The 25044-nt window shown below is 62.6% G+C and carries 12 protein-coding genes; 2 read left to right on the top strand and 10 right to left on the bottom strand.

All coding sequences use genetic code 11. From position 1 onward, the window contains the following. Positions 1-187: 187 nt before the first annotated feature. Positions 188-1576 carry an adenylosuccinate lyase gene (purB, locus tag C8K18_RS17520; protein WP_006051916.1) on the top strand — a complete coding sequence of 463 codons (1389 nt, stop codon included), beginning with the start codon at positions 188-190 and terminating at the stop codon, positions 1574-1576. A 96-nt stretch (positions 1577-1672) separates the two neighbouring features. Here the strand turns inward: purB and C8K18_RS17515 are convergent, their stop codons facing one another. The 4 genes from C8K18_RS17515 to edd all read right to left on the bottom strand — a co-directional run bounded on the left by C8K18_RS17515 (position 1673) and on the right by edd (position 6532). Further along, positions 1673-2167, bottom strand: a complete 495-nt coding sequence (locus C8K18_RS17515; protein WP_053858727.1) for a gluconokinase — start codon at positions 2165-2167, stop codon at positions 1673-1675. Positions 2168-2177: 10 nt separating this feature from the next. Continuing rightward, the gene (locus C8K18_RS17510; RefSeq protein ID WP_006051914.1) at positions 2178-3572 is read right to left on the bottom strand and encodes a gluconate:H+ symporter; all 1395 of its coding nucleotides are present in this window, start codon (positions 3570-3572) and stop codon (positions 2178-2180) included. Positions 3573-3842: 270 nt separating this feature from the next. After that, on the bottom strand, positions 3843-4484 hold the full coding sequence (gene eda, locus C8K18_RS17505) for a bifunctional 4-hydroxy-2-oxoglutarate aldolase/2-dehydro-3-deoxy-phosphogluconate aldolase (protein WP_006051913.1): 642 nt from the start codon (positions 4482-4484) through the stop codon (positions 3843-3845). Between the two features lie 119 nt (positions 4485-4603). After that, positions 4604-6532, bottom strand: coding sequence for a phosphogluconate dehydratase (gene edd, locus C8K18_RS17500; protein ID WP_107708566.1), 1929 nt, complete (start codon positions 6530-6532; stop codon positions 4604-4606). A 290-nt stretch (positions 6533-6822) separates the two neighbouring features. Here edd and C8K18_RS17495 point away from each other — a divergent pair, with 290 nt between their 5' ends. After that, entirely contained in the window at positions 6823-7668 is an 846-nt protein-coding gene (locus C8K18_RS17495) for a MurR/RpiR family transcriptional regulator (protein WP_029968261.1), read from the top strand. 79 nt (positions 7669-7747) lie between these two features. Here the strand turns inward: C8K18_RS17495 and C8K18_RS17490 are convergent, their stop codons facing one another. From C8K18_RS17490 to lptE, 6 genes are all read right to left on the bottom strand, one after another. Continuing rightward, the gene (locus C8K18_RS17490) at positions 7748-8443 is read right to left on the bottom strand and encodes an OmpA family protein (RefSeq protein ID WP_258196142.1); all 696 of its coding nucleotides are present in this window, start codon (positions 8441-8443) and stop codon (positions 7748-7750) included. A 176-nt stretch (positions 8444-8619) separates the two neighbouring features. Beyond that, positions 8620-20010, bottom strand: coding sequence for a YadA-like family protein (locus C8K18_RS17485; RefSeq protein ID WP_107708758.1), 11391 nt, complete (start codon positions 20008-20010; stop codon positions 8620-8622). Positions 20011-21153: 1143 nt separating this feature from the next. Further along, positions 21154-21570, bottom strand: a complete 417-nt coding sequence (locus C8K18_RS17480) for a CopD family protein (RefSeq protein WP_006051907.1) — start codon at positions 21568-21570, stop codon at positions 21154-21156. Between the two features lie 153 nt (positions 21571-21723). Then, complete coding sequence (locus C8K18_RS17475) at positions 21724-22995, bottom strand: glutamate-5-semialdehyde dehydrogenase (RefSeq protein ID WP_006051906.1); 1272 nt, start codon at positions 22993-22995, stop codon at positions 21724-21726. Positions 22996-23254: 259 nt separating this feature from the next. Next, positions 23255-24376 carry a DNA polymerase III subunit delta gene (holA, locus tag C8K18_RS17470; RefSeq protein WP_107708562.1) on the bottom strand — a complete coding sequence of 374 codons (1122 nt, stop codon included), beginning with the start codon at positions 24374-24376 and terminating at the stop codon, positions 23255-23257. 39 nt (positions 24377-24415) lie between these two features. Continuing rightward, a complete protein-coding gene (gene lptE, locus C8K18_RS17465) occupies positions 24416-24970 on the bottom strand; it encodes an LPS assembly lipoprotein LptE (RefSeq protein WP_029971464.1) in 555 nt (184 codons plus the stop codon). Positions 24971-25044: the final 74 nt, after the last annotated feature.

Raw genomic sequence — 25044 nt, 5'->3', positions numbered from 1 at the left:
TCTGCCGATGCGAATGCTCACGCTCCACCCGGCAGCCGACTTTGCCTTTGCATCGTCCGCTGCGGCTCACGCGCGTCCGGCCTATTCCGGCCGAATCCGCCTCTGGTGGTAAAATTCGCGGTTCCCTCCGTTCCGATCCGCTCGCTGTGACTCCAGCGAGCGCTCAACGCCTAGACCAGCCGCCATCATGTCCGACACCCGCCCCGACACTCTGTTCGCGCTGAATGCGCTCTCCCCGCTCGACGGCCGCTATGCGTCGAAAACCGAAGCCCTGCGCGACTGGCTCTCGGAAGCCGCGTTCATGCGCAATCGCGTGACGGTCGAAATTCATTGGCTGATCGCGCTCTCGCGCGCCGGTTTCGCCGAAGTGCCGCGCTTTTCAGACGCCGCCGAACAATTCCTGCTGCAACTGGCCGAGCGCTTCACCGCGCATGACGCCGCGCGCATCAAGGACATCGAGCGCGTGACGAATCACGACGTGAAGGCGGTCGAATACTGGCTGAAGGAATCGGTCAAGGGTCAGGAAGAACTGGAGCGCGCAAGCGAGTTCATCCATTTCGCGTGCACGTCGGAAGACATCAACAACACGTCGCACGGCCTGATGCTGGCGGGCGCGCGCGAGCATGTGATCCTGCCGGCGCTGCGCACGGTGCATCAGAAGCTCGTCGCGCTCGCTCACGCGCACGCGGAACAGCCGATGCTCTCGCGCACGCACGGCCAGCCGGCCAGCCCGACGACGCTCGGCAAGGAAATCGCCAATGTCGCCGCGCGTCTCGAACGCGCGATCGAGCGCATCGCGAAGGTCGAACTGCTCGGCAAGATGAACGGCGCGGTCGGCAACTTCAATGCGCATCTGTCGGCGTATCCGGAGTTCGACTGGGAAGCGTTCTCGCGCGAAGTGGTCGAGCAGCGTCTGAAGCTCACGTTCAATCCGTACACGATCCAGATCGAGCCGCACGATTACATGGCCGAGCTGTTCGACGCCGTCGCGCGCGCCAACACGATCCTGCTGGATCTCGACCGCGACGTGTGGGGCTACATCTCGGTCGGCTATTTCAAGCAGCGCACGAAGGCCGGCGAGATCGGTTCGTCGACGATGCCGCACAAGGTCAACCCCATCGACTTCGAAAACTCCGAAGGCAATCTCGGACTCGCGAACGCAACGCTGCGCCACCTCGCCGACAAGCTGCCGGTGTCGCGCTGGCAGCGCGACCTGACCGATTCGACGGTGCTGCGCAACATGGGCGTCGCGTTCGGTTATTCGCTGCTCGCGTACGACTCGCTGATCCGCGGTCTGGACAAGCTCGAAGTGAATGCGCAGCGTCTGAACGAAGACCTCGACAACTGCTGGGAAGTGCTGGCCGAGCCGGTGCAAACCGTGATGCGCCGCTACGGCATCGAAAATCCGTACGAGCAGTTGAAGGAACTGACGCGCGGCAAGGGCATCACGCGTGAGGCGCTGCAGGCGTTCGTCGGCGGGCTTGCGATTCCGCAGGACGCGAAAGACCGTTTGCTCGCGATGACGCCGGGTTCATACATCGGCAAGGCAGTCGAGTTGGCGAAGCGCATCGGCTAAAGCCCGATTCATCCGCTGCTCTGCTCGTCGAGCAAAAGAAAAGCCGCTCCCCGGAGCGGCTTTTCTTCGTCTGAACGGTTAGTTCAGGATGGCGGATTAACGCTTCTCGACCTGCTTCAACACATCGTCGACGATCTGTTCCGGCGACAGTTCGATGCTCACCGTGACCGCCTCGTCAGCGCCCGGTTCCTCGAGCGTGTCGAGCTGGCTTTGCAGCAGCGACGGGTCGAAAAAATGGCCCGTGCGCGTGGTCAAACGCTCTTGCAGCACCTCGCGCGAACCCTTCAGGTACACGAAGCAGACGTCCTTGTCGCCGTCGCGCAAAATGTCGCGATACGAACGCTTCAGCGACGAACAGGTGAACACGGCCGTCTCGCCCGCCTTCTGCTTTTCTTCGATCGCGGCGCGGATAGTTTTGAGCCACGGCCACCGGTCTTCGTCGGTGAGCGGAATGCCGTGGTGCATCTTCTCCTTGTTTGCGGCGCTATGAAACGCGTCGCCGTCGGTGAACGCGCAGTGCAGGCGCTCCGCCAGCATCTCGCCAATTCTCGTTTTGCCGGCGCCCGACACGCCCATTGCGATCAAAATCATCAAAAACTCCTTACAGGACCGCCGCGAGCGCGAAGGTCAACAGCAAACCCATCAACGAAATGATGGTCTCGAGGAGCGACCATGTCTTGAAGGTCTGCCCCACCGTCATACCGAAGTATTCCTTGATCAGCCAGAAACCGCCGTCGTTCACATGCGAGAAGATCAGCGAGCCCGAGCCGGTTGCCAGCACCAGCAGTTCCGGCTTCACCTGGATCGCGCTGGCCGCCGCGATCGGTGCAACGATGCCGCAGGCGGTGGTCATTGCGACCGTCGCCGAACCCGTCGCGAGGCGGATCAGCGCGGCGACGAGCCAGCCGAACAGCAGCGGCGACAAATGCGCGGAGGTCGCAGCAGCCACGATTTCCTTCGAAATGCCGCTATCCATCAGCACGCGTCCGAAACCGCCGCCCGCGCCGACGATCAGCGTAATGCCCGCGATCGGCGCCAGACATTCGCCGCAGAATTTCTGGATCTGGTCGCGATTGAAACCGCGGCTCGCACCAAAGGTCCAGAAGCTGACCAGCACGGCGATCAGCAGCGCGACGTCCGAATTGCCGACGAAGTGCAGCAGGTCGTTCGGCAAGGTCTTCGGCGTGAATACCAGATCGGCCCAGCTGCCCACCAGCATCAGGATCACCGGCAGCAACACCGTGAACAGCGTAATGCCGAAGCTCGGCAGTTCGCGCTTCGGCGCTGCGTTCGCGCCGCCCGGCGTGCCGGAGAGCGCGACGTCGTCCCTGTTCAGAAACTGCGCGGCGAGCGCGTTCTCTTGCGGCAGCTTGATGTAGCGGTTGATCATCAGCGCAAACAGCGGACCGGCGACGATAGCCGTCGGCACGCCGACGATCAGACCATACGCAATCGTCTTGCCAATGTCCGCGTGGTACTGCTGCACGGCGAGCATCGCGGCCGGGTGCGGCGGAATCAGCCCGTGCACGACGGACAGGCCCGCGACCATCGGCAGGCCGACGAGCAGCAGCGATTTGTTGGTGCGCTTGGCGACGTTGAACGCGATGGGAATCAGCAGCACGAAGCCGACTTCGAAGAACACCGGCAAGCCGACGATGATCGCGACGACCATCATCGCCCAGTGAATATTCTTCTCGCCGAACCAGTCGATGAGCGTCGTGGCGATGCGTTCCGCGCCGCCCGATTCGGCCATCATCTTGCCGAGCATCGTGCCGAGACCCACCACCACCGCGATGTGCCCGAGCGTGTTGCCGTTGCCCGTTTCGAACGACTTGACGATGGTCGCCATCGGCATGCCGGAGGCAAGCCCCAGCAGCAGCGACACGATGATCAGGACGAGGAACGGATAGACCTTGTAGCGCGTGATCAACAAGATCAGCAGGGCGATGGCGATCACCCCGTAAACCAGCAGCATGCTGCCGTGAACAGCTTCCATGAAGCTCCTCCTTTGCGTTATTGATTGTGGGTGCGAAGACGGCAGCCACCTCGTCTCATGGCGACCGCTGCGCCTCGAGGACGGCAAACCGCGCGGTCGCTGAATTTTACTGTCTGTTGTCTTGAAAAGCCCGCGAAACCCGCAGCATCTTTGCAACGAAGCCTCGCTGCGACAGCCTGAAGCGGCTGTATCGGCGAGGCTCCGGTTGAGAGCTTGCTGTGTCTGCGTCTGCGTCCGCGTCTGTGTTCGCCAGAACGCGGCGGTTATCGACTAGTGAGCGGGTGCGGCCAATTGGCTCGCCGCGCGCGCGAGGCGCGTGACTTCGTCCCAGTTTTGCGCGGCGACCGCGGCTTTCGGCGTCAGCCAGGAGCCGCCCACGCAGACCACGTTCGGCAGCGACAGGAAGTGCGTGGCGGTTTCCGCCGTGATGCCGCCCGTCGGGCAGAACTTCAGCGTCGGAAACGGACCATGAAAAGCTTGCAGCATCGGCACGCCGCCCGCCTGCTGCGCCGGGAAAAACTTCACGATTTCATAGCCGAGTTCGAGCGCGGTGATGATGTCGCTCGGCGTCATCACGCCCGGCAAAAGCGGCAGGCCGGCATCCTGCGCGGCCTTGTGCATGTCTTTCGTGAGTCCCGGCGACACGCCGAACTGCGCGCCCGCTTTCTTCGCCTGCGCGCAATGCTCGGGCTTCGTGATCGTGCCGACGCCCACCACGATGTCTTCGGCCAACTGGCTCGCGCGCTCGATCGCGGCGATCCCCGCCGCCGTGCGCAGCGTGATTTCCAGCACCTTCACGCCGCCCGCATGCAGCGCGCGCGACACGTGTTCGCCCTGCTCGACCGAATCGAACGCGAGCACCGGAATCACCGGACCCAGGCGGACGATCTCGCTTACTGTTTTCGACGTCATAGTGAAACTCCTTGTTTCTGCCAACCGTCTGTTGCGTCGCCGGGCGGGCTTTGTCGGGCTGCCCGGTTGGACTTCGTTGGACCTGGTTCGACTGTCCGTTGGCTTGTTTGCGAAGACTGCTAGCCTGCCTGAGTGGTGCTGGTACGCGTTTCGCCGTGCTGTGCGGCGGCGTGCTGCACAGCAGACGCCGCGTGCTCGCCGTGCGCTGCCGGACGCTCGCCCACCATCGGACCGAACACCGACGCGCCCTGCTCCGCCGGCGCCGCCGCCGCGCGGAATACGCCGAACAGTTCGCGGCCGAAACCCACTTCGTTTTCCGCCTGATTGAGCGGCGCGGCGTTAGGTCGCGCGGCCCATTCGGCGGCGTCGATCTCGACGTCGAGCACGCCGGCTTCGGCGTCGATCACCAGCATGTCGCCCGTGTGCACTTTGCCGATCGGCCCTTGCAGCAACGCTTCCGGCGACAGATGAATGACCGCGGGCACTTTACCCGACGCGCCCGACATGCGGCCGTCCGTGACGAGTGCGACATGGAAACCCTGATCCTGCAACACGCCGAGCAGCGGCGTCAAACGATGCAGTTCCGGCATGCCGTTCGCCCGCGCGCCCTGGAAGCGCACGACGGCGACAAAGTCGCGCTTGAGCTCGCCGTTGTCGAACGCCTCCTGCACGGCTTCCTGCGAATCGAACACGATGGCCGGCGCCTTCACCTTGCGATGCTGCGCCGCAACCGCCGAAATCTTGATCACGCCGCGGCCGAGCTTGCCCTGCATCAGACGCAAGCCGCCGTCCGGCTGGAACGGCTCCTTGATGCCGCGCAACACCGCTTTGTCCGCGCTGGTATCCACGCCCGGCACCCATTGCAGCTTGCCGTCGATCAGCTTCGGCTCTTCCGTGTAGCGATGCAGCCCCTGGCCGACGACCGTGTTGACGTCTTCGTGCAGCAAACCGCCTTCCAGCAGATTGCGCACCAGGAACGCGACGCCGCCGGCCGCATGGAAATGGTTCACATCGGCCTTGCCGTTCGGGTAAATCTTGGCGAGCAGCGGCACGGCTTGCGACAGCGTGTCGAAATCGTCCCAGTCGATCACGATGCCCGCCGCGCGCGCAATGGCGACGAGGTGCAGCGTGTGATTGGTGGAGCCGCCCGTCGCGAGCAACGCGACGATTCCGTTGACGATCGCCTTTTCGTCGATCACGTGGCCGATCGGCGTGTAATTGCCGCGCTCGACCGTCAGATCGAGCACGCGGCGCGCGGCCTGCGCGGTCAGCGCGTCGCGCAACGGCGTATGCGGATGCACGAAAGCCGAGCCCGGCAGATGCAGGCCCATGATTTCCATCAGCATCTGATTGCTGTTCGCCGTCCCGTAGAACGTGCAGGTGCCGTGGCCGTGATACGCGGCGGCTTCCGCTTCGAGCAGCGCGTCGCGGCCACATTGACCGGTTGCGAACTGCTGGCGGGTTTTGGCCTTGTCGTCGTTCGACAGGCCGCTCGTCATCGGACCGGCCGGCACGAAGATGGTCGGCAGATGGCCGAACTGCAGCGCGCCGATCAGAAGGCCCGGCACGATCTTGTCGCAGATGCCGAGGCACAACGCCGCGTCGAACATGTTGTGCGTGAGCGCGACTGCCGTGCTCATCGCGATGACTTCGCGCGAGAACAGCGACAGTTCCATGCCCGCGTTGCCCTGGGTGATGCCGTCGCACATGGCCGGCACGCCGCCCGCGAATTGCGCGACGCCGCCGTTTTCACGCGCGGCCTGCTTGATGATGTCCGGGTAGTTTTTGTACGGCGCGTGCGCCGACAACATCTCGTTGTACGACGAAACGATGCCGATGTTCGGCTCGCGAATCTGCTTGATGACGAGCTTGTCGTTGCCTTCGAGGCCCGCGAACCCGTGCGCCAGATTCGCGCAGGAAAGCGCGCCGCGCGCCGGGAACCGGCCCTGCGCCTGATGAATGCGGGAGAGATACGCATCACGAGTGGGCTTGCTGCGTTCGATCACGCGCTGCGTGACTTTCAACAATTGCGAATGCGGGGAAACCATCGGAGCTCCTTCGTCGCTGGCGGCAGATTGGGCGCGCTATGCCAGGTGGGTATCGCGGGGTCGCCGGAGAGACCGGCGAAAGGAATCTTAGTAGAAAAACTACATGGCCGCAATTGGAAATCTTGCTGCAGTGCAGTTTGGCGAAACGCCGCGAAGCCCTTTACTGGCGGCGCATCGGACGAATAACACCTGAACCTAGGGATAACACCTACGGCGATAATGTAGTTTTTGTACCTTCCAGCCAATCAAGCTATAGTCCACGCATTCTTCAGCATAGTGCGAGTTTTCCAATGATGCTGTCCCAGGTCGAAGAGATGCGCGAGCAGTTGCGCCCGTCGGAGCGCAAGCTGGCCGACTATGTGATCGAGGCGCCGCGCGAGGTGCTCGACCTCTCCATGACGGAAGTCGCGGCGCGCGCGGGTGTGAGTCAGCCGACTATCGCGCGGTTCTGTCATGCGCTCGGCTTTTCGGGGTTTCGCGAGTTCAAGATCCGGCTGGCGCAAGGCATCGCTACCGAAGTGCCGGCGGTTTATCGGGATGTGCGGCCGGACGAGGGTACGCCGGGTCTGATCGCCAAGGTCTTCGACCGGACCATCGGCACGCTGATCCAGGTGCGCAACAGCCTGTCGCCGCATAGCGTGGAAGCAGCCGTCGACTTGCTGGCGAACGCGGCGCGCATCGAGTTCTACGGAGCGGGCGGTTCAGGTATTGCGGCGCAGGACATCCAGCACAAGTTCTTCCGGCTCGGCATGCCGAGCGTCGCCTACTCCGATCCGCACACCTACTCGATGTCGGCCGCACTGCTCGGCCCCGGCGATGTGATCGTGACGGTATCGAATACCGGTCGAACCCGGGACATCATCGAAGCGACACATTCCGCGCTAAACTGCGGCGCCAAAGTGATTGCGATTACACATGGATCGTCGCCGCTCGCGAAGCTCGCGTCGATCTGTCTGTTCTCAAATGTCGTCGAGGAAAGCGATGTGTTTTCGCCGATGACGTCGCGCATGTCGCATCTCGCCATCGGCGACATTCTCGCTGTAGGCGTCGCACTCAAGCGCGGGCCCGAGCTTGTCGAGCGGATGGGTAAGGCGAAAGAAGTGATCGGCCGGCTGAGAATCGACGGCGAAAGCTGAAGAGGCGCAAATGAAAAATGCCTGCTCGATGGCAGGCCTTTTTCAGGTCAAACTCAGGTCAAACGATGCACGCGGCCAGTTACTCGGCGACCACGCGAACATCGACGCGGCGGTTCTGCGAACGACCTTCGGCCGTTGCATTCGACGCAACCGGATCGGCGCTGCCGAGGCCTTGTGCGACGAACTGCCCACCCTCGAGACCGCCATCGCGCAGATATTGCACGACCGCTTCGGCACGAGCCTTCGACAGCGCCAGGTTGTGTGCTTCGGAACCCGTCTTGTCGGTGTAGCCCGTCACCGTCACGCGGCGCAGATTCGCGCCCTTGTTCGCGGCCATGAAGTGATCCAGGTTTTCCTTCGCGATCGGGCTGAGCGTCGCGCTGTCCGTTGCAAAGTTGGCGTTGCCTTGCAGCAGCAGCCGGGCCTGCGGCGCCGCCGGCTTTGCTTGCGGCTGCGCAGCCTCTTGCTGCTGAACCGGCTGTTGCGGCACCGGCTGTTGTGCGACCGGCTGCTGTGCGACGGGCGCGCCGCACATGAACGTCATTTCACGCGCATCTTTCACCGGCTGGTTGTTGCTCACGCCGTCGACCGCGCCGAGCCACGTAATCGGCTTGGCCTGGCAGGTTTCTTCGGCCACGCGCACGCAGGTTTGCGAGCTGTCGAGGAGTCCAAGGCAGCTAACCCGATAAGTCGGTACGGTTTGATTCGGCGGGCTGATCGTACGCAGCGTGTAGGACGGTCCAGATTGCGTGCTGCACGCTGCAAAGATCGCCAAAGACGCGCCTGAGACCAACGCGCGGAGATATTTAAAAAGAGAAGTGTTCATTTTCACGAATGCAGTGATTGAAGCGGCGCCCTTGCCCCGTGTCCTGCGGACAAGAGCGCGCTTACAGTTCTAGTCAAGACAGATCCGGTTGATGGACCGGACTTGCGTCCGATCCATCGCGGCGCTTACCACTGGTACGAAGCACCGATGCCGATCGCCGTGCCTTGCGAGCTGGTGCCCGCGCCGGCCTTCATCTTCAGGTTCTCGGTGATACGTGCCGAGACGCCGAGCGCGACAGCCTGCGAACCCTTATACGAACCGCCACCGATACCGACCGCGATCGTCTTGCCTTGATCGACGTCCGGGATCATCGTCAGCGCCGTAGCGGCTGCGACACCGGCGTACGCGTTCTTGGCGACCTGGCTCACGCTGTTCTGCACCGAGTTGATCTGCTGATCGGTGTAGGCCTTCGAGGTCATGCCAGCCGGCAGATTGCCGACCGCCGAGCCGATTGCGTCGTTCAACTGACCCACGTTGACCGCGTCGGTCGTTGCCGTACCGGCTGCGACGTTGGTGACCTGGCGTTCGTTACCTGCCGAGCCCACCGACACCGAGTTCGCACGATCAGCCACCGAGTTCGCACCCAGCGCCACCGAGTTCGCCGCGGTTGCGCTTGCATTCGCACCCATTGCGGTCGAATGCGTACCGCTTGCAACTGCTGCTTCCGTATCGCGGTTGCCGTCTGCTGCGAACATCGGGTTGTTGGCGGCGTGCGCAATGTTCGTCACCGTCGAGATCGCCGAGTTCATCTGGTCGACGTTGACTGCGTCGTCACCGGACGTGCCTGCTGCCACGTTGTGGATCGTCGTGCCGCCCGCAGCACCATTACCCATCGTAATGCTGCTGTAGTTGGTCGTACCATCGGCGTTGTGGTCGTACGTGACTGCCGCGTTGGTCGTGCCGTTCGGGTTGATGATGCCCGACGCCTTCAACTGCGCGACGTTCACTGCGTCCGTGTCGGCCGTACCGGCTGCGACGTTGGTGATCTGGCGTTCGTTGCCCGCCGAGCCCACCGACACCGTGTTCGCACGGTCAGCCACCGAGTTCGAACCCAGTGCAACCGAGTTCGTCGCCAGAGACTGCGCATTACCGCCGATCGCCACCGATTCCGCGCCCGTTGCCTGTGAATCCGGCAACGTCGAGCTGGCGTGGAAATACTTGATACCGGTGCCGCCGCTGGTGATGTTGTTCAGCGTGTTGTTGATGTTGGTGATGTCCGACGTGTTCTGCGTCACACGGCCGTCGATGTTGGTGATCGCGTCACCCACGCTGTTCACGGTCGTGCCGCCCACCGAGTACGTCGGGGCCGAGATCGTGCCATCGCTGTTCACCGTCGAGCCGCCGCCGAGGGCATCTGCCGCCGACTGGCTCACGCCGTAGAGCTGCGAACCGTTCACTGCATCCACGCTCGTGGCGTTCACCGCGCCTGCGGCTACACCAGTCAACGTACGCGAACCTGCCGTACCCGTGAAGTCAACCACCGTGCCGTCGGTATCCTTCGCCACCGTGATGTTGCGCGACGTCGGGTCCTGCTGCACCAGACCGACCGAACCGTTGGCGATGTTTTGCGTCAGGTTGTCGATGTTCGTCGTGTTCTGCGTCGTACGACCGTCGATGTTGGTGATTGCGTCACCCACCGTGTTCACCGTCGTGCCGCCCACCGAGTACGTCGGAGCCGTGATTGCGCCCGTCGTCGAGTCGTAGGTCGAACCGCCACCCAGCGACGAGGCCGTGCTCGTGCCGATCTGGTTGACCTTCGCATCTTCCGACATCAGCTGGCTCACGTTCACCGCGTCCGTGGCGTTCAGACCTGCTGCCACATTCGTGATGCGACGCTCAGCACCTGCTGCACCCACCGACACTTCACCGGCTGCCGTGGCTGCAGAGATAGCGCTGCCGCCCGGGTTGAAGCCTGCCGTCGTCAGCGTGGTCGAGTTGGCCACCGAGTTCGAGCCCAGTGCTACCGAGTTCGCCGTCGTAGCCTGTGCGTTGCCGCCGATCGCCACCGCATCCGTACCCGTTGCCGACGAATCCGCCAGCGTCGAGTTGGCGTGGAAGTACTTGATGCCGCCACCATTCACGATGTTGTTCACCGTGTTGTTGATGTTGGTGACATTGCCTGCCAGGTTTGCGACGTTGTTATTGGTGTTCGACAGGTTGTTCGCGACGTTCGACACGTTCATGTTCGTCGCGTACAGCTGCGAGCCGTTCACTGCGTCCGTGCTCGATGCGCTCAGATCACCAGCCGTTACACCAGTCAGCGTACGCGTGCCTGCCGTACCCGTGAAGTCGACCACCGTGCCGTCGGTATCCTTCGCCACCGTGATGTTGCGCGACGTCGGGTCTTGCTGCACCAGACCGACCGAACCGTTGGCGATGTTTTGCGTCAGGTTGTCGATGTTCGTCGTGTTCTGCGTTGTGCGGTCATCCAGGTTGGTGATCGCGTCACCCACCGTGTGGACCGTCGTGCCGTCGACCGAGTACGTCGGAGCCGTGATTGCGCCCGTCGTCGAATCGTAGGTCGAACCACCGCCCAGCGACGAGGCCGTGCTCGCGCCGACCTGGTTCACCTTCGCGTCTTCCGACATCAGCTGGCTGACGTTCACCGCGTCCGTGGCGTTCAGACCTGCTGCCACGTTCGTGATACGACGCTCTGCACCTGCTGCGCCCACCGACACTTCACCGGCTGCCGTGGCTGCCGAGATCGCGCTGCCGCCCGGGTTGAAGCCTGCCGTCGCCAGCGTGCTCGAGTTGGCCACCGAGTTCGAGCCAAGTGCCACCGAGTTCGCCGTCGTCGCTTGCGCGTTGCCGCCGATCGCCACTGCGTTCGTACCCACTGCCGACGAATCCGCCAGCGCGGTGTTCGCGTGGAAGTACTTGATGCCGCCACCGTTCACGATGTTGTTCACCGTGTTGTTGATGTTGGTGACGTTGCCCGCCAGGTTTGCGACGTTGTTGTTCGTGTTCGACAGGTTGTTCGAAACGTTGTTGACCTTCGCGTCTTCCGACTGCAACTGGCTCACGTTCACTGCATCAGTCGCGTTCAGACCGGCTGCGACGTTCGTGATACGACGCTCCTTACCTGCCGCGCCCACCGACACTTCACCACCAGCTGCTGTCGCTGCTGCGATCGCCGTGCCGCCGACCGGCGTGAAGCCTGCCGTCGTCAACGTCGCCGAGTTCGCCACCGAGTTGGAGCCCAGTGCCACCGAGTTCGCCGTCGTCGCTTGCGCGTTGCCGCCGATTGCCACTGCGTCCGTACCCGTTGCCGACGAATCCGCCAGCGTGGTGTTCGCGTGGAAGTACTTGATGCCGCCACCGTTCACGATGTTGTTCACCGTGTTGTTGATGTTCGTGACGTTGCCGCTCAGGTTCGCGACGTTGTTGTTGGTGTTCGCGAGATTGTTGGCGACGTTCGAAACGTTGTTCGAAACGTTGTTCACCTTCGCGTCTTCCGACTGCAACTGGCTCACGTTCACTGCATCCGTAGCGTTCAGACCTGCTGCCACGTTCGTGATACGACGCTCCGCACCTGCCTTGCCCACCGACACTTCGCCGCCGGCTGCCGTCGCTGCTGCGATCGCCGTGCCACCGACCGGCGTGAAGCCTGCCGTCGTCAACGTGCTCGAGTTCGCCACCGAGTTGGAACCGAGTGCTACGGAGTTCGCCGTCGTTGCTTGAGCGTTGCCGCCGATCGCAACTGCATCCGTACCCGTTGCCGACGAATCCGCCAGCGTCGAGTTGGCGTGGAAGTACTTGATGCCGCCACCATTCACGATGTTGTTCACCGTGTTGTTGATGTTGGTGACATTGCCGCTCAGGTTCGCGACGTTGTTGTTGGTGTTGGACAGGTTGTTCGAAACGTTCGAAACGTTGTTCGAGACGTTGTTCACCTTCGCGTCTTCCGACTGCAACTGGCTCACGTTCACTGCATCCGTGGCGTTCAGACCTGCTGCCACGTTCGTGATGCGACGCTCCTTACCTGCCGCGCCCACCGACACTTCACCGCCCGCTGCCGTGGCTGCTGCGATCGCCGTGCCACCAACCGGCGTGAAGCCTGCCGTCGCCAGCGTCGCCGAGTTCGCCACCGAGTTCGAGCCCAGTGCCACCGAGTTCGCGGTCGTCGCCGAGGCTGCACCACCGATCGCCACTGCGTCCGTACCCGTTGCCGACGAATCCGCCAGCGTCGAGTTGGCGTGGAAGTACTTGATGCCGCCACCATTCACGATGTTGTTCACCGTGTTGTTGATGTTGGTGACATTGCCGCTCAGGTTCGCGACGTTGTTGTTGGTGTTGGCCAGGTTGTTCGAAACGTTCGAAACGTTGTTCGAGACGTTGTTCACCTTCGCGTCTTCCGACTGCAACTGGCTCACGTTCACTGCATCCGTTGCGTTCAGACCCGCTGCGACGTTCGTGATACGACGCTCCGCACCTGCCTTGCCCACCGACACTTCACCGCCTGCTGCCGTGGCTGCCGCGATTGCCGTGCCACCAACCGGCGTGAAGCCTGCCGTCGCCAGCGTCGCCGAGTTCGCCACCGAGTTCGAGCCCAGTGCCACCGAGTTCGCCGTCGTTGCCTGAGCGTTGCCGCCGATCGCCACTGCGTCCGTACCCGTTGCCGACGAATCCGCCAGCGTCGAGTTCGCGTGGAAATACTTGACGCCGCCACCGTTCACGATGTTGTTCACCGTGTTGTTCATGTTGGTGACATTGCCTGCCAGGTTGCTCAGGTTGTTGCTGACGTTGTTCACCTTCGCGTCTTCCGACTGCAACTGGCTCACGTTCACCGCGTCCGTAGCGTTCAGACCTGCTGCCACGTTCGTGATGCGACGCTCTGCACCTGCTGCGCCCACCGACACTTCGCCGCCGGCTGCCGTCGCTGCCGAGATCGCCGTGCCGCCGACCGGCGTGAAACCTGCCGTCGCCAGCGTGGCCGAGTTCGCCACCGAGTTCGAGCCGAGGGCCATCGAGTTTGCCGTCGTCGCCGAGGCTGCACCGCCGATTGCCACCGCGTTCGTGCCCGTTGCCGACGAATCAGCCAGCGTCGAGTTCGCATGGAAGTACTTGACGCCGCCACCGTTCACGATGTTGTTCACCGTGTTGTTGATGTTGGTGACATTGCCGCTCAGGTTCGCGACGTTGTTGTTGGTGTTCGACAGGTTGTTCGAAACGTTGTTGACCTTTGCGTCTTCCGACTGCAGCTGGCTCACGTTCACTGCATCGGTCGCGTTCAGACCCGCTGCCACGTTCGTGATACGACGCTCTGCACCCGCTGCACCCACCGACACTTCACCGCCAGCAGCCGTCGCTGCCGCGATCGCCGTGCCACCGACCGGCGTGAAGCCTGCCGTCGTCAACGTGGCCGAGTTTGCCACCGAGTTGGAGCCCAGTGCCACCGAGTTCGCCGTCGTCGCAGTTGCTGCACCACCGATCGCCACTGCGTTCGTACCCACTGCTGAGGAGTCGACCAGCGTCGAGTTAGCGTGGAAATACTTCGTACCCGCGCCGTTGGTGATGTTGTTCACCGTGTTGCTCAGGTTGTTCAGGTTGTTGTTGACCGTGTTGACCTTCGCGTCTTCCGACTGCAGCTGGCTCACGTTCACTGCATCCGTGGCGTTCAGACCCGCTGCCACATTCGTGATGCGACGTTCCTTACCTGCCGCGCCCACCGACACTTCACCACCAGCAGCAGTGGCTGCCGAAATCGCCGTGCCGCCAGCCGGCGTGAAGCCTGCCGTCGCCAGCGTGGCCGAGTTCGCCACCGAGTTCGAGCCCAAGGCCACCGAGTTCGCCGTCGTCGCCTGAGCGTTGCCACCGATCGCCACTGCGTCCGTACCCGTTGCCGACGAATCCGCCAGCGTCGAATTCGCGTGGAAGTACTTGACGCCGCCACCGTTCACGATGTTGTTCACCGTGTTGTTCATGTTGGTGACATTACCGCTCAGGTTTGCAACGTTGTTGTTCGTGTTCGACAGGTTGTTCGAAACGTTGTTGACCTTTGCGTCTTCCGACTGCAACTGGCTCACGTTCACTGCATCTGTCGCGCTCAGACCCGCTGCCACGTTCGTGATGCGACGTTCTGCACCTGCCTTGCCCACCGACACTTCGCCGCCCAGAGCCGTCCCTGCGGAGATCGCCGTGCCACCCGTCGGCGTGAAGCCTGCCGTCGCCAGCGTCGCCGAGTTCGCCACCGAGTTCGAGCCCAGTGCTACCGAGTTCGCCGTCGTCGCCGACGCTGCACCGCCGATTGCGACCGCGTTCGTGCCCGTTGCCGACGAATCAGCCAGCGTGGAGTTAGCGTGGAAGTACTTGATGCCGCCACCATTCACGATGTTGTTCACCGTGTTGTTGATGTTGGTGACGTTGCCGCTCAGGTTCGCGACGTTGTTGTTGGTGTTCGACAGGTTGTTCGCGACGTTCGACACGTTGTTCGAGACGTTGTTCACCTTTGCGTCTTCCGACTGCAACTGGCTCACGTTCACTGCATCAGTCGCGTTCAGACCGGCTGCGACGTTCGTGATACGACGCTCCTTACCTGCCGCGCCCACCGACACTTCACCACCAGCTGCTGTCGCTGCTGCGATCGCCGTGCCGCCGACCGGCGTGAAGCCTGCCGTCGCCAGCGTGCTCGAGTTGGCCACCGAGTTGGAACCCAGTGCCACCGAGTTTGCCGTCGTCGCTTGCGCGTTTCCGCCGATTGCCACTGCGTCCGTACCCGTTGCCGACGAATCCGCCAGCGTGGAATTCGCGTGGAAGTACTTGATGCCGCCACCGTTCACGATGTTGTTCACCGTGTTGTTGATGTTGGTGACGTTGCCGCTCAGGTTCGCGACGTTGTTGTTGGTGTTCGCCAGGTTGTTCGCGACGTTCGAAACGTTGTTCGAAACGTTGTTCACCTTTGCGTCTTCCGACTGCAGCTGGCTCACGTTCACTGCGTCCGTCGCGTTCAGACCTGCTGCGACGTTCGTGATACGACGTTCCTTACCTGCCGCGCCCACCGACACTTCACCACCAGCAGCAGTGGCTGCCGAAATCGCCGTGCCGCCAACCGGCGTGAAGCCTGCCGTCGTCAACGTCGCCGAGTTCGCCACCGAGTTCGAGCCCAAGGCCACCGAGTTCGCCGTCGTTGCCGAGGCTGCACCACCGATTGCCACCGCGTCCGTACCGGTCGCCGACGAATCCGCCAGCGTCGAGTTGGCGTGGAAGTATTTAACGCCGCCACCGTTCACGATGTTGTTCACCGTGTTGTTGATGTTGGTGACGTTGCCGCTCAGGTTCGCGACGTTGTTGTTCGTGTTCGACAGGTTGTTCGAAACGTTGTTGACCTTTGCGTCTTCCGACTGCAACTGGCTCACGTTCACTGCATCGGTCGCGCTCAGACCCGCTGCCACGTTCGTGATGCGACGCTCAGCGCCTGCCTTGCCCACCGACACTTCGCCGCCGGCTGCCGTCGCTGCCGAGATCGCCGTGCCACCCGTCGGCGTGAAGCCTGCCGTCGCCAGCGTCGCCGAGTTTGCCACCGAGCTCGAGCCCAGTGCTACCGAGTTCGCCGTCGTCGCCGACGCTGCACCACCGATTGCCACCGCGTTCGTGCCCGTTGCCGACGAATCAGCCAAGGTCGAGTTCGCGTGGAAGTACTTGATGCCGCCACCGTTCACGATGTTGTTCACCGTGTTGTTGATGTTGGTGACGTTGCCGCTCAGGTTCGCAACGTTGTTGTTGGTGTTCGACAGGTTGTTCGCGACGTTCGACACGTTGTTCGAGACGTTGTTGACCTTCGCGTCTTCAGACTGCAACTGGCTCACGTTGACGGCATCGGTCGCATTCAGACCGGCGGCGACGTTCGTGATGCGACGCTCTGCACCTGCTGCGCCAACCGACACTTCGCCGCCGGCTGCCGTGGCTGCCGAGATCGCCGTGCCGCCGACCGGCGTGAAACCTGCCGTCGCCAGCGTCGCTGAGTTCGCCACCGAGTTCGAGCCCAAGGCCACCGAGTTCGCCGTCGTTGCCGAGGCTGCACCACCGATTGCCACAGCATTCGTACCCGTTGCCGACGAATCAGCCAGCGTCGAGTTGGCGTGGAAGTACTTGACGCCGCCACCGTTCACGATGTTGTTCACCGTGTTGTTCATGTTGGTGACGTTGCCGCTCAGGTTTGCAACGTTGTTGTTCGTGTTCGACAGGTTGTTCGAAACGTTGTTGACCTTTGCGTCTTCCGACTGCAACTGGCTCACGTTCACTGCATCGGTCGCGCTCAGACCCGCTGCCACGTTCGTGATGCGACGCTCTGCACCTGCCTTGCCCACCGACACTTCGCCGCCCGCTGCTGTCCCTGCCGAGATCGCCGTGCCACCCGTCGGCGTGAAGCCTGCCGTCGCCAGCGTCGCCGAGTTTGCCACCGAGTTCGAGCCCAGTGCTACCGAGTTCGCCGTCGTCGCCGACGCTGCACCGCCGATTGCGACTGCGTTCGTGCCCGTCGCCGACGAATCAGCCAGCGTCGAGTTCGCGTGGAAATACTTGATGCCGCCACCGTTCACGATGTTGTTCACCGTGTTGTTGATGTTGGTGACGTTGCCGCTCAGGTTCGCAACGTTGTTGTTGGTGTTCGACAGGTTGTTCGCGACGTTCGACACGTTGTTCGAGACGTTGTTGACCTTCGCGTCTTCCGACTGCAACTGGCTCACGTTGACGGCATCGGTCGCATTCAGACCGGCTGCGACGTTCGTGATGCGACGCTCTGCACCTGCTGCGCCAACCGACACTTCGCCGCCGGCTGCCGTGGCTGCCGAGATCGCCGTGCCGCCGACCGGCGTAAAGCCTGCCGTCGTCAGCGTGGCCGAGTTCGCCACCGCCGCCGCGCCGAGCGCAACCGAGTTCACGGTTGCGGCCGAGGCGCCTTGCCCCAGCGCAACAGTATTTATTGCAGTGGCGCTGGAATAGTCGCCGATAGCGATAGCCTCACTGGCCGTCGCGTTGGCGTGAGGACCTACCGCGACTGCTGCATGAGCGCCGGCATTCGCGTTACCACCGATCGCAACGCCCCAGCCGTTGGTGTTCGACGTCGTGCCACTAACCGTGGACGTCGCGCCTTCGCCAACCGCCACGCTATCGTATGCTGCGGCGGTGGCAGATTCGCCAAACGCGGATGAGTTTGTTGCGGAGGCGAGCGAACCCCAGCCCATTGCGGTCGAACTGGCGCCGCTAGCCACGGCAACCGGTCCGGCAGCAACGCTGTTCGAGCCCGTCGCGGACGCGTCCGCCAGCGTCGAGTTAGCGTGGAAATACTTGATGCCGCCACCGTTCACGATGTTGTTCACCGTGTTGTTGATGTTGGTGACGTTCCCGCTCAGGTTCGCAACGTTGTTGTTGGTGTTCGACAGGTTGTTCGCGACGTTCGAAACGTTGTTCGAGACGTTGTTCACCTTTGCGTCTTCCGACTGCAGCTGGCTTACGTTCACTGCATCCGTGGCGTTCAGACCTGCTGCCACGTTCGTGATGCGACGTTCTTTACCTGCCGCGCCCACCGACACTTCACCGCCCACGGCCGTGGCTGCCGAAATCGCCGTGCCACCAACCGGCGTGAAGCCTGCCGTCGTCAGCGTGGCCGAGTTCGCCACCGAGTTGTAACCCAGTGCCACGGAGTTCACCGTTGCAGCAGTGGAAGAGCCACCCAACGCCGTGCCGTTGGCCGCACCACTGGTGGCCCCCGTGCCCACAGCAAGCTGGTTGTTTACACCGGTGCCGCCAGCAGTAGACGCCTGCGTGCCTATCGCGATCGACAGACCACCGCCTGCTGTAGCGTTCTGACCGATCGCCATATCCTGCGAGTAGCCGGTATAGCTGCCATCGCCAATCGCGATCGCTCCATCCATGAGCATCCCGCTCTGCATCGATGCATTACGGCCAATCGCAATGCTGCCTGCACCGCGAGCAACTGCATTCGGTCCGACCGCCACGCTATCGACGCCCACAGCCGACGAGTCGGCCAGCGTCGAGTTCGTGTGGAAGTACTTGATGCCGCCACCGTTCACGATGTTGTTCATCGTGTTGTTGATGTTGGTGACGTTGCCGCTCAGGTTCGCGACGTTGTTGTTCGTGTTGGCCAGGTTGTTCGCGACGTTCGAAACGTTGCTCGAGACGTTGTTCACCTTCGCGTCTTCCGACTGCAACTGGCTGACGTTCACTGCGTCGGTCGGGTTGAAACCTGCTGCGACGTTCGTGATGCGGCGTTCGGCACCTGCCGAACCCACCGACACTTCGCCGCCCGGGGCCGTCGCTGCCGAGATCGCCGTGCCACCGACCGGCGTGAAGCCTGCCGTCGTCAGCGCGGCCGAGTTCGCCACCGAATTGGAGCCCAGCGCCACCGAGTTCGATGTGGTCGCCGTTGCAAGGTAGCCAACCGTGACCGCACCCGCGCCAGACGTAAGCGAGTTGCTGCCGAGTGCGGTCGAGTTCGTGGCGCCAGCGGAAGCAGAGGTGCCGAGAGCAACCATGTTGTTCGTGGATACGGCGTTCAGCGTCGATGCGCCGTAACCGATGGCCGTCGACGATCCTCCGCCGGCTGTCGCGAAGCCGCCTATCGCGGTATCTCCGATGTACGTCGCGTACGCTGAGTCGCCTATGGCGATAGCGTCGTTCGTCGCCGTGCCAGACGCCCACGACAAAGCTTTCGGACCAATGGCGATTGAGCCGTATGATGATGTTGATGCACCCGCCTTGGCGTCGTCCGTGCCGTCGTTGTTCCCAGTCACCTTGAAATAGCGTGTACCTTGGCCGTTGTTGATGTTGGTGATCGAGGTGTTCAGCTTGCCCAGTGCCGTATCCACCGTGCCGAACGCCGTGCCGATGTCCGTCTTCGCGCCCGTCGTACCGTCGATCGAATTTGCGTTCGTCAGCGCGTAGCTAGGTGCGCTAATCGCGCCCGTCGAGCTAACCGTGGAACCGCCGCCAATGGCGCTGGCCGCAGAAGCGCTCACCGCGTAGAGCTGGCTGCCGTTGATCGCGTCGCCGCTAATGCTGCTGACGGTACCGGCTGCAACGTTCACGATCTTGTGACTGGTCATGTCGACCTGGTTCATCATTGCAATGCCGCTCGGGCCGTAGATCGTGACCTTTCCCGTCGCGTTGCTCCCGGAAGCGCCCACCAGAATCGCGGCGTTCGTGCCGTCAGGACTGAAGTAGTTGCCGTTTTCGGAAAGGACTACTCCAGTGCCGAGGCTCGAGCTACCGCTGAAGCATGTCGCAGCCTGCTGCGTGTTCGTCCATGCACCAGCTTGGGCCGCGCTAAAGCTGGCATAAGAGTTTATTGCATTCCCGCAATTGATGATCGAGCCCGCCATCGCGGATGGTGCGAACGCCGACAATCCCACCCCGGCAGCAACCAGCACTCCGCTTGCGCCTAGCGCCTTGATGCTACGTGCCTTGCGGCCGCTCTTTCCGCGTCCCTTCGCCACTTCCGGCGCTGCAACATATGTACCGGTAGTCTCATTCCAAACTGTTTTGTACGACTTGTTCACGATTTCATCCTGTAAAGGCGTGATGACTGGGATCTGCGCGGCACCGTGCTGATTAACGTGGTGCGTCGCTGCCAACGAGCTGCCAAAAGGATTCAATCTGACCGTCGCACTTATGCACTTGAGACTGTCTTAATATCCTTCCAGCGAAGATCTCAATATAAAACTGAGCGACTCTGGAGATAATCAGACTATGCTTAATTGGTCTCAATCGACTGTCACATACTAGGAAACGCGACTCGCGCCAGAACCTCACGGATCCTTGAAATTCTGTAAAGAAGTGGCTTTAAGGCAGGCAAGCATCGAAGTTAATTTAGGATTATTCTTATTCGATGCAGTTCGATCTGGAGAAACACGGCCTGTGGACGGGGCTTTGCCCGTGCGACCGCAGCGCTTGTCTCATCGCGCGAATTTGAAATACGAACGAGGCAGACCGACGATTGCGCGATTATGCGATGGCCCGACCAGGAATATACGGACTAAAATTCAGAAAAGTCCTAAAATACGAAAAATCACGGGAATAGCGTTTTTTAGGATTTGTCTTATTTCTATTATTTCTTTATTTGATAACTCCGGCCGTCACTAGAATAATGACGAGCTTGCCCTCGATTGCATCAGGCCAACACGAGTTTTAAACCGCCAAATTTCCCTCCACATGAAAGGCGGCGGAATTCGCAGATGAGCGCGAAAAAAACCGCGGCGAGGCGGTGGTTAGTTGCCCGGAAGCGGTTTGATTTAACTTTAAAGATCGACGCTTCCATGGCAGCTGGAGCGTTAAATTGCCGTGACAATCACGGCCGCGTCGGCCGTCCTTTACGCGGACTTGCGCTTCCCAGCCATCCGCGCTGAACGCCCGCTCCGGCCTATATCACGCCGGAGTGCTGCAAGCCGGTTACGTCCAGTCAATTCCCGTTGACAGTGACCGAACTCGGGAAAGCCGAGCTGTTCATGCCGCAACGCACCGATCGGTGAGCGTCAGGCCGTTTGGCCTGTGATGGGCCTGCTCATGCCCCGATTTGGCCAAGGCTTGCCGGCCCGTCCGGCGCCTGCTCTGCACGACGGTCAGGAGCGCGCACATAGCGGCATCAGCAGACCGGCGTTTCAACCATCCGCACACCCTGTGCAAGTCTCACAGCCGGGTACCTCTCAAAACGGCTTGATCACCACCAACGCGACCGCGGCCAGCATCCCCAGCACCGGCAGTTCATTGAACATCCGATACCACTTGTCCGAGCGACGGTTTTCCCCGCGCTCGAAAGTGCGCAGCAGCACGCCGCAGTAAGCGTGGTAAATCACCAGCAGCACAACCACGCCAACCTTCGCGTGAAGCCATCCCTGCCCTCGTCCGATACCGACGACAAGCCACAACCACAGCCCGCAAGCGAGCGCCGGCACCGCGATAAACGACATGAAGCGGAACAGTTTGCGCGCCATGATCAGCAGACGCTTCACCGCGGCGGGTTCGGTTTCCATCGCCAGATTGACGAAAATGCGCGGCAAATAGAACAGGCCGGCGAACCAGGAAGCGATCAGAACGATGTGAAACGTCTTGATCCAGAGCATCGTGGGAGTCCTTGGGTGGTGTGTGAGTTATTGTGGAGAGCGCCGACGATCATGCCGGGCCTGTGCCGCGACGCAAAGTGATCGGCGGTCGCGGGATTTGAAACAATCATGCGTGGCCGCGTTGCACGGCCACGCTTCCCATCGTGCAGGCGCCTACTGGCGGCCTTCGCCATGCCCAAGCACGACATACTTCAGCGACGTCAACCCTTCCAGCCCCACCGGGCCGCGCGCGTGGAGCTTGTCGTTGGAAATGCCGATTTCCGCGCCGAGACCGAATTCGAAGCCGTCGGCGAAACGCGTCGAGGCGTTCACCATCACGCTCGCCGAATCCACTTCGCGCAGGAAGCGCATGGCGCGATCGTGGTCTTCCGTGACGATCGCGTCGGTATGTTGCGAACTGTACGTGTTGATGTGCTCAATGGCGGCGTCGAGATCGTCGACCACCTTGATCGCGAGCACCGGCGCGAGATATTCGGTGCGCCAGTCTTCTTCGGTTGCGTCGGCGAGCGGACCCACGCCCGCGTCTGCCAGCACAGCACGCGCCGCCGCGTCCACGCGCAATTCGACATTTTTCTCGCGATACAGCTTGCCGAGCGGCGGCAGCACGTCGGACGCAATGCCGCGCGCGACCAGCAGCGTCTCCATCGTGTTGCAGGTGCCGTAGCGGTGCGTCTTGGCGTTATCGCAAACGGTCAGCGCCTTCTTAAGATCGGCGCGGTCGTCCACGTATACGTGGCAGATGCCGTCCAGATGCTTGATCATCGGCACCCGCGCTTCGTTCATGAGCCGCTCGATCAGGCTCTTGCCGCCGCGCGGCACGATCACGTCGACGTATTCGGTCATCGTGATCAGTTTGCCGACCGCGGCGCGGTCCGACGTCGCAACAACCTGCACGGCGTCTTGCGGCAAACCGGCCGCTTCGAGCGCCTCGCCGATCAGCTTCGCGAGCGCGGTGTTGCATTCGAGCGCTTCCGAACCACCGCGCAGAATCGTCGCGTTGCCCGATTTGAGGCAGAGCGCGGCGGCGTCGATCGTGACGTTAGGACGCGATTCGTAGATGATGCCGATCACGCCGAGCGGCACGCGCATCTGCCCGACCTGAATGCCGCTCGGCCGATACTTCAGATTGCTGATCTCGCCGATCGGATCGGCGAGCGCCGCGACCTGGCGCAGACCTTCGACCATCGTCCTGAGCGCCTTGTCCGACAGCGTGAGACGGTCGATGAAAGCCGCGTCGTGACCTTTATCGCGCGCGCGTGCGACGTCGCGCGCGTTGGCTTCCTTGAGCAACGCGGCATCGCGCTCGATACCCGCCGCCACCGCCGCGAGGGCGGCGTTCTTCGCAGCCGTCGACGCCCGCGCCATCGCACGCGATGCCCGGCGCGCGCGCCGGCCGAGGTCGGTCATGTACTGGTCGATATCCATGGTGATTCTCGTATTGCCGGGCACGCCGATGCGCGGCGAGCAGGCTGATTAGCTGATTAGCGAAAGATCCAGCGATTGTAAGTCGGGCCAGGGCGCTTTGCTTGCGAGGGCGCGGTTAGCGCCGCTGAGATCCGCAAGACTGCTGGTGCACGGCGGGCCGCGCTACGCTCGGCAAGCCGAGCCGGTCCGGCCTGGCTGTACGGCTGGCTAGCTCAGCACCGCGACACCTAAACCCCGCCGCCTACAGCACCAGCGAACCTCACGCCGGCCTGCGCACCGCGGCCGCAGCCGCACCCCGAGGAGGTCGCGGCGGCGGCGCAGCAGACGTTCTCGGCGACGCCACCGTCATCGCAAGCTCGAACAGCCCGTCCCACGGATCGGGCGGCGGATCGTTGCGATGATTACCCGGCGTCCCGCCCGACAATCCCTTCACCTGCCGATCCAGCCGCGCCGCCAGCGCCAATGCCTTTTCCAGCGCCGCCTCGGTGACACGCGACAATGCCGGCCCGATCAAGCGCTCGCGCGGACCCCACACGCGGTTTTCGCGCACGAGCATGGCAAGCGGCTTGCCGGCCGCGACGCCGCGCTTGATCCGCAGCAGCGTGCGCAATTCCTCGACGACGGCCCACAACACCAGCACCGCCGCCTCGCCTTCGCCGCGCAGCCCGTCGAGCATGCGCGACAAGCGGCCGACGTCGCCGGCAAGCATCGCCTCGTTCAGCTTGAAGACGTCGTAACGCGCGACGTTCAGCACCGCGTCGTGTATCTGTTCGAAGCTCAACGAACCCGCTGGATACAGCAGCCCGAGCTTCTGGATTTCCTGATGCGCGGCGAGCAGATTGCCTTCGACACGCTCCGCGATAAACGCCAACGCGCGCCGCCCTTCCTCGCCCGCGGCCACCCGCTGCCCCTGCGCCGCGAGCCGCTGGCCGACCCAGTTCGGCAATTGCGCGCGCTCGACGGGATCGATCTTCAACGCGACGCCCGCGTCGGCGAGCGCCGTGAACCACGCCGATTTTTGCGTGGCCGCGTCGAGCCGCGGCAGCGTGATCATGGTCAGCACGTCGTCGTTGACGGAGCCCGCGAGCGCCTTCAGCGCTTCGGCGCCTTCCTTGCCGGGCTTGCCCGACGGAATGCGCAATTCGACCAGTTGACGGTCGCCGAACAGCGACATGGACTGGCTCGCGCCGAGCAACGAACTCCAGTCGAAACTGCGCTCGACGGTGAAGACCGAGCGGTCGGTAAAGCCGGCCGCGCGAGCCGCCGCGCGAATCCGGTCGCACGCTTCCTGCGCGAGCAGATGCTCGTCGCCGTACACGACGTACAGTCCGGCGAGTCCCTTGCCGAGATGCGCTTCGAGCGCGTCAAGTCGCAGTTGCATGGCTATGCTGATGTCCGGTCAGGTCGACGTGCCCGCCGCTCACAGCGGCGGCGGCGGCAACGGCGCGCGCGGCACGACGCCGGGCACCTGCTCGCCCGGCGCCGGATGCATCGAACGCACGCTCGACAGACGTCGCGTGAGCTGGTCGATCGCGTCGTTTTCCATGTCGGCAAAAAGGATTTCCGACTCGGCGGTCTTCGCCTGCGAGTACTTGTCGCTATAGGTCATCGCGCGGTTCAACGCGATCACGCTCGGCGGAATCAGCACGGTGCCGTCCTTGCCGATCAGCGTGTAGTTCATCGCAAGGTTCAATTGATACTCGGAGACGACGCCCAGCGAATTCAGCGTCAGCGTGCTCGTGCCGCGGCTTTCGGTGATTTGCAACGTCGCGTCCGCGTTGGCCACCGACTTCACCACCACCGTGTCGCTGCCGCCCTGCACCATGCGCGTGAGCCGCGCGCCCGCGGCCGGCGAGCCGCCCGCGATGAAGAGGCGTTTGAACGCATAGTCCTGCTGACCGCGCAACTGGAAGCCGCATGCGGACAACATCAATACGCTGCAAGCCAGCGTTACAAAAAGCGATCTGCGAGTCACATTGGCTCCTGGTTCGCAGTGGATTTCCGGCGCTCGGCAAGCGACGCCGCGCGAGGCGGCGCGTTGCCGGCCGG

Source organism: Paraburkholderia sp. GV068, from assembly GCF_003058125.1.
GTDB classification, from domain to species: Bacteria; Pseudomonadota; Gammaproteobacteria; order Burkholderiales; family Burkholderiaceae; genus Paraburkholderia; species Paraburkholderia graminis.
This window is presented reverse-complemented; position numbering and strand designations above follow the sequence as displayed.

What these genes read in the sequence shown, in the direction of transcription:
- purB (WP_006051916.1), top strand. Translation starts at nt 188, where the DNA reads ATGTCCGACACCCGCCCCGACACTCTGTTCGCGCTGAATGCGCTCTCC.
- C8K18_RS17515 (WP_053858727.1), bottom strand. Translation starts at nt 2,167, where the DNA reads ATGATTTTGATCGCAATGGGCGTGTCGGGCGCCGGCAAAACGAGAATT.
- C8K18_RS17510 (WP_006051914.1), bottom strand. Translation starts at nt 3,572, where the DNA reads ATGGAAGCTGTTCACGGCAGCATGCTGCTGGTTTACGGGGTGATCGCC.
- eda (WP_006051913.1), bottom strand. Translation starts at nt 4,484, where the DNA reads ATGACGTCGAAAACAGTAAGCGAGATCGTCCGCCTGGGTCCGGTGATT.
- edd (WP_107708566.1), bottom strand. Translation starts at nt 6,532, where the DNA reads ATGGTTTCCCCGCATTCGCAATTGTTGAAAGTCACGCAGCGCGTGATC.
- C8K18_RS17495 (WP_029968261.1), top strand. Translation starts at nt 6,823, where the DNA reads ATGATGCTGTCCCAGGTCGAAGAGATGCGCGAGCAGTTGCGCCCGTCG.
- C8K18_RS17480 (WP_006051907.1), bottom strand. Translation starts at nt 21,570, where the DNA reads ATGCTCTGGATCAAGACGTTTCACATCGTTCTGATCGCTTCCTGGTTC.
- C8K18_RS17475 (WP_006051906.1), bottom strand. Translation starts at nt 22,995, where the DNA reads ATGGATATCGACCAGTACATGACCGACCTCGGCCGGCGCGCGCGCCGG.
- holA (WP_107708562.1), bottom strand. Translation starts at nt 24,376, where the DNA reads ATGCAACTGCGACTTGACGCGCTCGAAGCGCATCTCGGCAAGGGACTC.